Source organism: Paraburkholderia tuberum STM678, assembly GCF_902833905.1.
In the GTDB taxonomy this organism is placed as follows: Bacteria; Pseudomonadota; Gammaproteobacteria; order Burkholderiales; family Burkholderiaceae; genus Paraburkholderia; species Paraburkholderia tuberum.
Window position 1 is genome coordinate 159,490 of the sequence record NZ_CADFGP010000014.1, and the last position, 11,194, is coordinate 170,683.

General features: G+C 64.3%; 11 protein-coding genes and 1 riboswitch. Of the genes, 6 read left to right on the plus strand and 5 right to left on the minus strand.

What is annotated here, in order from left to right:
* Positions 1-161 precede the first annotated feature (161 nt).
* The 5 genes from HWY30_RS15020 to HWY30_RS15040 all read right to left on the minus strand — a co-directional run bounded on the left by HWY30_RS15020 (position 162) and on the right by HWY30_RS15040 (position 3,497).
* A complete protein-coding gene (locus HWY30_RS15020) occupies positions 162-404 on the minus strand; it encodes a pentapeptide MXKDX repeat protein (RefSeq protein WP_090800926.1) in 243 nt (80 codons plus the stop codon).
* A gap of 92 nt (positions 405-496) precedes the next feature.
* Complete coding sequence (locus tag HWY30_RS15025) at positions 497-1,300, minus strand: molybdopterin-dependent oxidoreductase (protein ID WP_090800928.1); 804 nt, start codon at positions 1,298-1,300, stop codon at positions 497-499.
* 70 nt (positions 1,301-1,370) lie between these two features.
* Complete coding sequence (locus HWY30_RS15030) at positions 1,371-2,015, minus strand: cytochrome b/b6 domain-containing protein (RefSeq protein ID WP_090800930.1); 645 nt, start codon at positions 2,013-2,015, stop codon at positions 1,371-1,373.
* Positions 2,016-2,063: 48 nt separating this feature from the next.
* Positions 2,064-2,927, minus strand: a complete 864-nt coding sequence (locus tag HWY30_RS15035) for a DUF1223 domain-containing protein (RefSeq protein WP_090800932.1) — start codon at positions 2,925-2,927, stop codon at positions 2,064-2,066.
* Between the two features lie 111 nt (positions 2,928-3,038).
* Positions 3,039-3,497 carry a hypothetical protein gene (locus HWY30_RS15040; RefSeq protein ID WP_090805382.1) on the minus strand — a complete coding sequence of 153 codons (459 nt, stop codon included), beginning with the start codon at positions 3,495-3,497 and terminating at the stop codon, positions 3,039-3,041.
* Between the two features lie 594 nt (positions 3,498-4,091).
* Here HWY30_RS15040 and HWY30_RS15045 point away from each other — a divergent pair.
* The 6 genes from HWY30_RS15045 to HWY30_RS15070 all read left to right on the plus strand — a co-directional run bounded on the left by HWY30_RS15045 (position 4,092) and on the right by HWY30_RS15070 (position 10,984).
* The gene (locus HWY30_RS15045) at positions 4,092-4,493 is read left to right on the plus strand and encodes a GreA/GreB family elongation factor (RefSeq protein WP_176078894.1); all 402 of its coding nucleotides are present in this window, start codon (positions 4,092-4,094) and stop codon (positions 4,491-4,493) included.
* Positions 4,494-4,635: 142 nt separating this feature from the next.
* Positions 4,636-4,753, plus strand: a riboswitch (TPP riboswitch).
* 88 nt (positions 4,754-4,841) lie between these two features.
* The gene (gene thiC, locus HWY30_RS15050; protein ID WP_090800936.1) at positions 4,842-6,773 is read left to right on the plus strand and encodes a phosphomethylpyrimidine synthase ThiC; all 1,932 of its coding nucleotides are present in this window, start codon (positions 4,842-4,844) and stop codon (positions 6,771-6,773) included.
* Positions 6,774-6,918: 145 nt separating this feature from the next.
* Positions 6,919-7,143 (plus strand): glycine zipper 2TM domain-containing protein, encoded by a 225-nt coding sequence (locus HWY30_RS15055; RefSeq protein ID WP_090800937.1) that lies wholly within the window; start codon positions 6,919-6,921, stop codon positions 7,141-7,143.
* A 243-nt stretch (positions 7,144-7,386) separates the two neighbouring features.
* Positions 7,387-7,872 (plus strand): hypothetical protein, encoded by a 486-nt coding sequence (locus HWY30_RS15060; RefSeq protein WP_090800939.1) that lies wholly within the window; start codon positions 7,387-7,389, stop codon positions 7,870-7,872.
* Between the two features lie 295 nt (positions 7,873-8,167).
* Positions 8,168-9,766, plus strand: a complete 1,599-nt coding sequence (locus HWY30_RS15065) for an L-lactate permease (protein ID WP_090800941.1) — start codon at positions 8,168-8,170, stop codon at positions 9,764-9,766.
* Between the two features lie 291 nt (positions 9,767-10,057).
* Entirely contained in the window at positions 10,058-10,984 is a 927-nt protein-coding gene (locus HWY30_RS15070; protein ID WP_090805384.1) for a DMT family transporter, read from the plus strand.
* Positions 10,985-11,194: the final 210 nt, after the last annotated feature.

Below are 11,194 nucleotides of genomic sequence, written 5' to 3' on the forward strand. Positions count from 1 at the left end.
CCGCATTATGCAGTAAGCGCCGAGAACACCACGCGAGAGAATCGTAACTTTTGGGTTTCCTGCAACAGAAAAGCCGGGGACGCATCCCCGGCTTGCGGTGTCGGATCCGTTCGATGCGCGGCCGTGCATCGGCAGGATCGCTAAGCGCCCTCGGCGCCGACTCAGTTGCCCATCGCGCCCGACGCCTCGTGTTTCATCGCGTCGCCGCCCTTTTTCATCGAGTCGTGCTTCATCGTGTCCTTTTTCATGCCGTCCTTCGACATGCTGTCTTTGGACATCGAATCTTTCGACATCGCATTCTTCGACATCTCACCGTTCGACATCGCGCCGCTCGCCTGCGCGAAGGCCGCGCCGCCGCTTGCCAGCATCAACAATGCGATCGTGGTAACTGCAATCTTCTTCATGGGATGACTCCTTGGTGGTGGATGAATCGAAGCCGGCGAGAGCCGGCGTGCTTCCGAAGCCGCTGCCGCAAGCGCGCGTGCGCCCGCATGCGTCAGGAGCCTCCGAACCAGTTGTAGCCCTGGTCGACCCAATAGCCGCCGGGATACGTGTTGGTGACGAATATTTCGACGATGTGCTTCGGATTCTTGTAGCCGAGCTTGGTCGGCATGCGCAGCTTCATCGGGTAGCCGTATTTCGCGGGCAGCCGTTCGCCGTCGTAGGAAAACGTCAGCAGCGTTTGCGGATGCAAAGCGGTCGGCATGTCGATGCTTTCGTAGTAGTCGTCCGCGCATTTGAAGCCGACGTACTTCGCCGTCGTGTCCGCGCCGACGCGCCGCAGAAAATCGCCGAATGGCGTGCCGCCCCAGCGGCCGATCGCGCTCCAGCCTTCGACGCAGATATGTCGCGTGATCTGCTCCGCGTGAGGCAGCGCGTACAGCTCGGGCAGCGTCCACACGCGCTGGCCGGTCACGAGGCCGCTCAGCTTCAATTGATAATCTGAGCCGTCGACGTGCGGCACGTCGTCGATGCCGTAGTACGCGTTGAATGGAAACGGCCGCGTGATCTGCGCTTCGGTGTAGGTCGGCGCGAGCTGCTTCGGATCGAACAGCGCGGCCTGCGCGCGATCGTTCAGCCGCGACACGGCGGTGAGAAAACGGTTCACGGAAGCGTCGTCGGTCAGCGAGCAGCCGGTCAGCATCGACAGGCCGCCGAGCGTCAAGAGCTGCTTGCCGAACAGGCGTCGCGACGGCATCGCCAGTTCGCGCTTCGCATCGAGCAGGATCGATGCGCGGTCGAGCTTGTGGCTCACACGATGTGTGGATGGGTCCGCTGGTTTCTCTATCGGCTTGTTCATGATTCGGTATCCGTTTGGAATTCGCGTTGCGTTTTCATGAGCGTGAGCATGCGCGTGGGTAGCCGCGGGCTCAACGTCCGCGCAACATCACGAGCAACGAGCGCGGCACGAGCGCGACCATCGCCAGATGCACGGCGAGAAACGCGGCCAGCAGCGACATCGCGCTGAAGTGCACGATGCGCGCGTTGTCGTAGCCGCCCATCAGTTCGCGCAGCAGCGGAAACTGCACCGACTTCCAGATCGCGAGCCCCGATAGCACGAGCACGATCAGATCGGCGATCGCGAACAGGTAGGCGAATTTCTGCACCGCGTTGTAGACGCGCAGATCGCCATGCGAAAGCTTCCCGCGCAACGCGGCGACGAAATCGCGCAGTACCGCGCGCGGCGTCAGCGGCAGGAACTTGCGCACGAAACGCCCGCTCGCGAGATTCAGCGCGATATACATGAGACCGTTGAACACCAGCAGCCACATCGCCGCGAAGTGCCATTGCAGCGCCCCGCCGAGCCAGCCGCCCAGCGTGATCGCGGTCGGGAAGCTGAACGCCGGGAAGATCGGCGACGCGTCGTAGATGCGCCAGCCCGACAGCATCATCACGATCGCGGCGAGCGCGTTCAGCCAATGCGTGATGCGCAGCCACAGCGGATGAATGGCGCCGCGCTTCGGCGCGGTGGGCGCGGCGGGTGCGCTGGGGCGCAAGGCGTGGGGTGTGGACATTGGGCTCTCCTCGAGCAGCGGTAGTGAATGCGGCGCGCGCGAGGTCGATCAACGGCACGCGGGAAGGTCGGTCGCTTGCAGCACGTCGCCGCTCGCGTCGCTTTCGACGAACGCGACCACGCCGAAGCGGCCGGCGGCGTTGGCGCTCGGATCGGCTTGCGCATCGACGCTCGCAGCGTGTACATCGATGTCCTGATGAATCCGCGCGTGACCGGAGACGAGCGGCACGGGCCCGAACCAGGCGCGCACGACGCGCTCGTGATGCAGCGTCGCGCCGCGGTTTTCGCCCGCGCCGACCTGCGTCGTCAGCGCGTTCTCATAGATCGCGAGATAGGCGCTCAACGCACCCGTGGCGGCGGCTGCCGTCGTGCTGAACTGCGCATCGACATCGAACGCGCCGGGCGCACGCGGGCGCAGCGCAAGTGCTACGCTCGCCTGGGCGGGTTCGGCGACGAGCGCGTCGATGCGGCGCTCGAAACTGTCGCGTTGCGACCAGTCGCGCAGCTCGCGGCCCGCGACGAACACTTCCGGCGTATAGACCGTGTGCGCGCCCGCGAGACGCGTCAGCGTCTGCTGACGTTCCGTGAAGCGATGCTGGGAAAAGCGGTCGGTCCAGCCGAGGCTGTTCCAGTAGTCGACGTGCAGCGCGAGCGGCACGATGCCGTGCGCGGCGCCGTCGCTTTTCCATTGACTGAGCCAGCGGTCGGCGGGCGGGCAGCTATCGCAGCCCTCGCTGCTGTACAGCTCGACGAGCGCGACGCGGTGCGCGGGGCTGTGCGTGACGCATAGGGGCCCGGCCGCGTCGGCCGCACTGATGCCAGAACCGCTCAGCAGAAAAAGCGCAAGGCCAACGGCGGGCGTCGAAAAAGTCGTAAAGCGCTGAAGTATCGAGCGATTGTGCGCGGTCGACATGACGTGCTCCGATCGTAATCTGCACGTTTGTCGAGCCGCGCGGCCGGTTATGACAAGCCTCTTTTAATTTTTTTCCGGCGCGGGATGAGCCAGCCAAAGCTCGCCCGCGACTCAGTCGTAACTGACCACCACCGTCACGCGCGTGTCCGTATCGGTGCGCTTCGCGTTCAGCGACAGCACGCCGCCCGCGCGATCGACCGCGTAGTGGCCGTCGCGGGCCGTCGCGACGCGCCCGGTGCCATCGACGAACCGCGCCGCCACCAGATCGCGCGACTGCGTGCCGCCGTTCACTTCGAGCGCGACATCGGCCCCGCTGACGACGCCCGGCGGCGCGCTGAACGTCACCGTGCGCGAAAAGCGCTGACCCGCCACGCTCGCGCTACCGACGGCGACGCCAATGGGCGCCGTATCCCCGCTGATCTGCATCGGCGGTGCAACGATCATCCCCACGAACCGGATCACGCCGCCCGTCACCGTCGATGCCGCCGGCGCCGCCAGCGGCGCGGCAAGCAATGCCACCACCGCGACTGTGCGACCGAACGTTCGCCACCGCCTGCTTTCCGCTTTCATGTGCACCTCTTTGTCAATCGGCGCGAGTCGCCTCGCGCCATTCACGCGCCATCCCGCGAATCGCTTCGCCGGAGTGCGGCCTTCGCTGCACTTTGTTTAACGGCAATCCTCTGACTGGCTTGAACGCAATGCGGACCACACCGCTTTCTTCTCGCACCGCACAAAAACGGTCAATCGACGGGCGCGACGTCGCAAACGGAGCTGCGTGAGACAGCGTGCTAACATCAAACTTTCGTCTCGCTGCTGCCGCGCGGCCTCACGCTTTGTCGCCCGGCACCTCTCGATCGCTTTTCCCCAATACCTGGTCGTTTTGCCCGTGACTTCTCTGCGTCGTCCGACTTTCCGTGCTCTCGCCCGCTTGCGCCCATGCCGCGCAGGCGAGTGCGCGCGCGCGGACGTCGCGTCGCACGGCCCCGGCGAGACGTCCCGAACGGTCCCGCTTCACGCCGCCCGGCGCCCTCGCTGACGCAGCCCGCCAATACCCAGGGCCGCGTCGCCGGGCACCGGGCTCTCCCATTCGTCCACTCATCCGCCGACCACCCCATGGGTCGTTGCACGCGGCCATCCATGACCGCCTTATCCGGAGTCCTGATGATGAAGAAGATCAAAACCTGCTACCTGACCGAACTCGACGTGACCCGCCTAGAGAAATACGCGGCCACCGACGCCAAGTTGCAGCACATGCTCGACGATGTGCTCGAACGCGCGGTAATCGTCGACTCGCACGACATCCCCGCCGACGTCGTCACGATGAACTCGCAAGCGACGCTGATCGACGCAGCGAGCGGCGAACAGATGACGTGGACCGTCGTCTATCCGCCCAACGCCGATTTCGCGCAAGGGCGCCTGAATGTGTTCTCGCCGGCTGGCCTCGCGCTGCTCGGCGCGCGCCGCGGCGAGAGCGTCCGCTTCACGCCACCCAGCGGCGATCAGAAAGTGCTCAAGCTCGACAAAATCCTGTATCAGCCTGAAGCCGCCGACGATTTTTCACTGTAAGGCGGCCGTTCCCTCGCTGTAAGTTGCCCTGTCTGATGCGGTCTCGAATCAAGCATAGGAGATGTCTGGTTTCATCCGGACCAGTTTTTTTGAGTCATTCAGACAGGTTGCCAAACCGCGGGCGGGCGGTGTATCGTGTGCGCTGCTAACGCGGGGGTCCTGCGTAGCGCGGAGCTGGAGGTCCGTGTTGCGTGGGTGAGAAATACCCTTTGAACCTGATCTGGATAATGCCAGCGCAGGGAAGCGTACGGATTTCGCTCCAGCCCCAAGTGCCTCACCTCTCCGCGATTTCCGACTACTTCCATCTCGGTCTCCTGCTTAGCCGCCCCACTTTGTACGGAGACTTACATGAACGCCAACCCGAAGTTTATTTCCGCCGAAGCCCACGTGGACGAGGCCGCCGTCGCGCCGTTGCCGAATTCGCGCAAGGTCTACGTGACCGGCTCGCGCCCCGACATCCGCGTGCCGATGCGCGAAATCTCGCAGGCTGACACGCCCGACAGCTTCGGCGGCGAAAAGAATCCGCCGATCTACGTGTACGACACGTCGGGCCCCTACTCCGACCCGGACGCGGAGATCGACATCCGCGCGGGTCTGCCCGCACTGCGCGAGGCGTGGATCGAGGAGCGCGGCGACACCGAGCCGCTGACCGGTCTGTCGAGCAGCTTCAGCCGCGAGCGCGCCGCCGATCCGGCCACCGCGCAGCTGCGCTTTCCGGGACTGCATCGCACGCCGCGCCGCGCGATCGCCGGCAGGAACGTGACGCAGATGCACTACGCGAAGCAAGGCATCATTACGCCGGAAATGGAATACATCGCGATTCGCGAAAACCAGCGCCGTGCCGAGTACCTCGAGACCCTGAAGACGAGCGGCCCGAATGGCGCGAAGCTCGCCGCGATGATGGGCCGTCAGCACCCCGGCCAGGCATTCGGCGCGAGCGCGTTCGGTCCGAACGGCCTCACCGAAATCACCGCGGAATTCGTGCGCGAGGAAATCGCGCGCGGCCGGGCGATCATCCCGAACAACATCAATCACCCGGAAAGCGAGCCGATGATCATTGGCCGCAACTTCCTCGTGAAGGTCAATGCGAACATCGGCAACTCGGCGGTGACATCGTCGATCGGCGAGGAAGTCGACAAGATGACGTGGGCGATCCGCTGGGGCGGCGACACGGTGATGGATCTGTCGACCGGCAAGCACATTCATGAAACGCGCGAATGGATCATCCGCAACAGCCCGGTGCCGATCGGCACGGTGCCCATCTATCAGGCGCTCGAAAAGGTCAACGGCAAGGCTGAAGACCTCACCTGGGAAATCTTCCGCGACACGCTGATCGAGCAGGCTGAGCAAGGCGTCGACTACTTCACGATCCACGCGGGCGTGCGTCTGCAATATGTGCCGCTCACGGCGAACCGGATGACCGGCATCGTGTCGCGCGGCGGCTCGATCATGGCGAAGTGGTGTCTCGCGCATCACAAGGAAAGCTTCCTGTACGAGCATTTCGAAGAGATCTGCGAAATCATGAAGGCCTACGACGTGGCCTTCTCGCTCGGCGACGGCCTGCGTCCCGGCTCGATCTACGACGCGAACGACGAAGCGCAACTGGGCGAGCTGAAGACGCTCGGCGAACTCACGCAGATCGCGTGGAAGCACGACGTGCAGGTGATGATCGAAGGTCCGGGCCATGTGCCGATGCAGCTGATCAAGGAAAACATGGACCTGCAGCTCGACTGGTGCGACGAGGCGCCGTTCTACACGCTCGGGCCGCTGACCACCGACATCGCGCCGGGCTACGACCACATCACGTCGGGCATTGGCGCCGCGATGATCGGCTGGTTCGGCACCGCGATGCTGTGCTACGTGACGCCGAAGGAACACCTCGGTCTGCCGAACAAGGACGACGTGAAGACCGGCATCATCACGTACAAGCTCGCCGCGCATGCCGCCGATCTCGCGAAGGGTCATCCGGGTGCGCAGGTGCGCGACAACGCGCTGTCGAAGGCGCGCTTCGAATTCCGCTGGGAAGACCAGTTCAATCTCGGTCTCGACCCGGACAAGGCGCGCGAATTCCACGACGAAACGCTGCCGAAGGATTCGGCCAAGGTCGCGCATTTCTGCTCGATGTGCGGCCCGCACTTCTGCTCGATGAAGATCACCCAGGACGTACGCGAGTTCGCCGCGCAACAAGGCGTCACCGACGACGAAGCGCTGAAGAAAGGCATGGAAGTAAAGTCGATCGAGTTCATGAAGCAAGGCGCGGAGATTTATCAGCGGCAATGAGCGGGTTGCGCGATTTGCGCGAACCAGCACTGCAGTATCGAAGCCCGCCGGCATGGCGGGCTTTTTTATTCCACCGCATCGAGCAGGCACGTTGCGTGCTGAGAGAAGGAAACATCTGTTTCCAATAACGAGCGGAGTCAGCATCATGAAATCGATCCGTCATCTCGGTACTCGTCTTGGTACGGTCGCAGCCGCCCTTTCACTTGTCGCGGGTCTCGCGGCATGCGGCGACATGTCCCCACGCACACGCGATACCGCGATCGGCGCGGGTGTCGGCGGCGCCGCTGGCGCGGCAATCGGCGGCAATGGCTTGTCGACCTTGGGCGGCGCGGCGGTAGGCGGCGTCATCGGTAACCAGGTCGGCAAGTGAGCGGCAAGTGAGCGTTGCGTCAGATGAGCGTCTAACGGTTCATACAGGACAGCAAACGATTTTTTCGGACCACGATCCGGACTGCCAAGGGCGCCGGATGCGGTGCGCCCTCGTCCCGACAACGCGCGTGGAAATAGGCTGAAATATGCGGTTGCGGTTTTGCCACAGCGCTGCCGCGGCAAGAGCGTAAGCTCCTCATAACGACGTCGCGCAAGGCGGCATCGGTTCATCGAGGAGCGCGCCATGAAGTCCCGCGTCGTCACCCATCTTTGCGTGGTGCGCCTCTCGACGCCACGCGATTCGTCCAGTTTTTCCGCGAGGTTCGCGCGGCCCGCCACCGCGATTTGCTTGCTCGCCTCGAGTCTCTTTTTGGCAGGCTGCTATTACCCCGCCGGCTACTATCCCGCCGGCTATTACCCGTCGTACTATTCGACCGCGCCCGCGACCACAGCCGACCAAACCGCGCCGGCGACCGATCAACAGCAGCCGCCTCAAGCCCAGGCGCAAATGCAGGTCGCACCGCAAGACATGCCGCCCGGTTATGCGGTCCCCGCGCCCGTGTATGCGGCGCCGCCGGTTTATCCCGCCTACTATCCGCCGCCGCCTTATCCCGCTTATTACGGCTACCCCGCCTACTACGGACCGTCGATTGCGATCGGCATTGGCGGTTATTGGGGCGGCCATTGGGGCGGTCATGGGGGCGGTCATGGGGGCGGCCACTCGCATTGACCTGTCCTCTTTCGTCGCGGAGCGTGCACGCGCCGGCACTTCAACTGCCGGCGCGCGCGCTTCTTCATGAGTCGTTTTTCCGCGCGTATCGCCCTCCACCGCGCATATCCCGCTCGTACTTTCCCGGCTTGACGCGCCGGTAAGGCGCTCTATCCTTGGAAGGTTTCATGCAGCACCCGCTTAAATCGGGCGACGCCGCTTTGTCGAGGCCACTTGCGAGCGTCCGCCGAATCAGAGCGACGCGCCGTCATGCGCAATCCCCCGCGTCGAAATACACAACAAAGAAGGAGACGTGATGTTTCATCAACTACTCACTCCGGTTGGCAATTCGCTTTTTCCGTCGTTCATCGTCGCCGCGCTGCCGATCATCGCCGTGCTCGCGCTGCTCGGCTGGGCGCGCAGGCCCGCGTGGCAAGCGTCGCTCGCGGGACTGATCATCGGTTTGATCGTGGCGATTTTCGTCTGGCAGTTTCCGGTCGGGCTCGCGTTCAACTCGGTCGCGGCTGGCGTCGTGTTCGCGATCTGGCCAGTGATGTGGATCGTGTTCACCGCGATCCTGCTGTACAACATCGCGCAGCGCTCGGGACGCTTCGAGGCCTTCCGCCTGTGGATGATCGACAACCTGCCGAACGACCGGCGCGTCGTGCTCGTCGTGGTCGGGTTTTCGTTCGGCGCGCTGCTCGAGGGCATTTCGGGTTTCGGCACGCCGGTCGCGATCACGAGCTCGCTGCTGATCATGCTCGGCTTTCCGACGCTCGAAGCGCTGACCTTCACGCTGATCTTCAACACCGCGCCGGTCGCGTTCGGCGCGCTCGGCGTGCCGATCACGGTGCTCGGCGCGGTCACGCATCTGCCGTCCGATGTGCTCGGCAAGATGGTCGGGCGGCAATTGCCTTTCTTCGCGGTCCTGCTGCCCTTCTATGTGATCGCCGTGTACGCGGGCTTTCGCAACATGCTGCGGATCTGGCCGGTGCTGCTGGTCTCGGGCCTGAGCTTCGCGCTGACCCAGTTCGTCGTCTCGAACTTCATCAACTACAGCCTGACCGACGTGCTGTCCTCGCTGGTTTCGCTGATCCTCACCGTTGCGTTCCTGCGCGTCTGGAAGCCCGCCGGCGATCCGAAATTCGCGGTCAACGTCGACCGCATCAGCGAGGTGCGCGGCAAGATCCGCGGCGCACAGGGCTGGTATCCGTGGATCATCGTGTCGGTCGTCGTGATCATCTGGACGATCGCGAGGATCTTCACGATCGGCGACATCAAGGTGTCGTGGCCCGGTCTCGACAAGGCCGTGTTCATCACGCTCTACAACACGCCGTACGGCGCGATCTGGGACTTCCAGCCGCTCGCGACCGGTACCGCGATCCTCGTCGCCGCGCTCATCACCGCGTTCGTCGTACGTCTCTCGCCCGCCGAGTTCGGCAAGGCGATCTCCGATACGTGGGTGCAAACGCGCATCGCGATCCTGACCGTGGCAACGATCGTCGGCCTCGCTTACCTGATGAACTACTCGGGACTCACCTACACGCTCGGTCTCGGCGTTGCGTCGGTCGGGCCGCTGTTTCCGCTCGTGTCGGCGTTCCTCGGCTGGGTGGCGGTGTTCCTGTCCGGTAGCGATACGTCGGGCAATGCGCTGTTCGGCAATCTGCAGGTGGTCGCGGCCAAACAGCTCAATCTGAATCCGGTGCTGATGGCGGCGACCAACTCGTCGGGCGGCGTGATGGGCAAGATGATCTCGCCGCAGAACATCGCGACCGGCGTCGCGACCACCGAGTTGAAGGGCAAGGAAGGCGTCGTGTTCGCCAAGACCTTCAAACATTCGATTCTGCTGACAGTGCTGCTCGGCGTGCTCGTCTGGGCGCAGCAGAACGTCCTGCAATGGATGATTCCGCATTGAGGTCGCGCCAGTAACGGCGCAATGCAATTCACCTCTTTTCGGACGGCCGCCCGCGCATCGCGGGCGCCGTTTCCGATCCCATCCCCACTGCCGTTCCGCCGATCGCAATTTTTCTCACATATCGGCGAGAATTGCTCGTTTGGCGCGCGCCCTCGCAGCGCTTACCATCGACCTCATCGGACGCGGCTGTCTCCCGGATCTTGCCGTTTCATCCTGTACTGAAACGATTCGCGCGATCGCACTGTTACGATGAGCTGGCGTCCCGACTCAACTGCGCGCGGCGCCATTCCAATGAAAACCAGAAACCTGCTGCAACTGCTGATCCTCGCTGCCCTGTGGGGCGCATCGTTCCTGTTCATCCGCGTCGGCGTGACCGACTTCGGCGTCGCGCCGCTGATGGCGCTGCGCGTCGGCATCGGCGCGCTCTTTCTCGCGATCGTGCTGATCGCGCGACGGCCGCTGCAACATTCCGCCACCGTGTTGCGCACGCACGCAGTGCCGCTGCTCGTGGTCGGTATCGTCAATTCGGCGGCACCATTCTGCCTGTTCGCGTATGCCGAGCTGACACTGTCGGCGGGCGTCACGTCGGTGATCAATGCGTGCGCGCCGCTGTGGGGCGCGCTGGTCGGCTTCCTGTGGCTGCGCGACCGGCTCAGCGCGCTGCGCACGCTCGGCCTCGTGGTCGGCTTTCTCGGCGTGCTGATGCTCGTGTGGGATCAGATCGCGGCGCCGGCCGGCTCGGCCGCCTCGCCGCTGAGCGTCGCGCTCGCGGCCGGCGCCGCGCTCGGCGCCACCCTGCTCTACGGCATCGCCGCCAACTACACGAAGCGTCACCTGACTGGTGTCGACGCGCTGACCGTCGCGACCGGCACGATGATCGGCGCGACGATCGTGCTGCTGCCGCTCGCGGTCATCTACTGGCCCGCCGCGCCGATCTCGCTGCGCGCGTGGGGCGCGGTGATCGCGCTCGGCGTCGCCTGTACCGGCATCGCGTACATGCTTTTCTTCCATCTGATCGCGGTCGCCGGGCCGACGCGCGCGATCACCGTGACCTTCGTGATTCCGATCTTCGGCATTCTGTGGGGCGCGTTGTTTCTCGGCGAGACGGTGTCGCCCGGCATGCTCGAAGGGTGCGCGGTGATTCTGGTCGGCACCGCGTTGGCGACCGGCGTAGTCAAGCGCTTGCCGTGGATGGGGACGCGGCGCGCGGATACCTGAGCGCACGCAGTCAATCGGCAACCGCGCCGGGTCGCGGCTTGCCGATCCGGTCACGTTAGATCGGCTCACGCGCGCGCCCTTCGCGCGTCAAATGCATAGTATCGGGTAGGAGGCGGGGTTGCCCCCGCCGTCCTCCCACAACACCGGACGTACGGATCACGTATCCGGCGTTTCCTGACGACTGGATTGCTCCAGCGAGCTTCGTTTCGT

What these genes read in the sequence shown, in the direction of transcription:
- HWY30_RS15045 (WP_176078894.1), top strand. Translation starts at nt 4,092, where the DNA reads ATGAAGAAGATCAAAACCTGCTACCTGACCGAACTCGACGTGACCCGC.
- HWY30_RS15055 (WP_090800937.1), top strand. Translation starts at nt 6,919, where the DNA reads ATGAAATCGATCCGTCATCTCGGTACTCGTCTTGGTACGGTCGCAGCC.
- HWY30_RS15035 (WP_090800932.1), bottom strand. Translation starts at nt 2,927, where the DNA reads ATGTCGACCGCGCACAATCGCTCGATACTTCAGCGCTTTACGACTTTT.
- HWY30_RS15065 (WP_090800941.1), top strand. Translation starts at nt 8,168, where the DNA reads ATGTTTCATCAACTACTCACTCCGGTTGGCAATTCGCTTTTTCCGTCG.
- HWY30_RS15060 (WP_090800939.1), top strand. Translation starts at nt 7,387, where the DNA reads ATGAAGTCCCGCGTCGTCACCCATCTTTGCGTGGTGCGCCTCTCGACG.
- HWY30_RS15030 (WP_090800930.1), bottom strand. Translation starts at nt 2,015, where the DNA reads ATGTCCACACCCCACGCCTTGCGCCCCAGCGCACCCGCCGCGCCCACC.
- HWY30_RS15070 (WP_090805384.1), top strand. Translation starts at nt 10,058, where the DNA reads ATGAAAACCAGAAACCTGCTGCAACTGCTGATCCTCGCTGCCCTGTGG.
- HWY30_RS15040 (WP_090805382.1), bottom strand. Translation starts at nt 3,497, where the DNA reads ATGAAAGCGGAAAGCAGGCGGTGGCGAACGTTCGGTCGCACAGTCGCG.
- thiC (WP_090800936.1), top strand. Translation starts at nt 4,842, where the DNA reads ATGAACGCCAACCCGAAGTTTATTTCCGCCGAAGCCCACGTGGACGAG.
- HWY30_RS15025 (WP_090800928.1), bottom strand. Translation starts at nt 1,300, where the DNA reads ATGAACAAGCCGATAGAGAAACCAGCGGACCCATCCACACATCGTGTG.
- HWY30_RS15020 (WP_090800926.1), bottom strand. Translation starts at nt 404, where the DNA reads ATGAAGAAGATTGCAGTTACCACGATCGCATTGTTGATGCTGGCAAGC.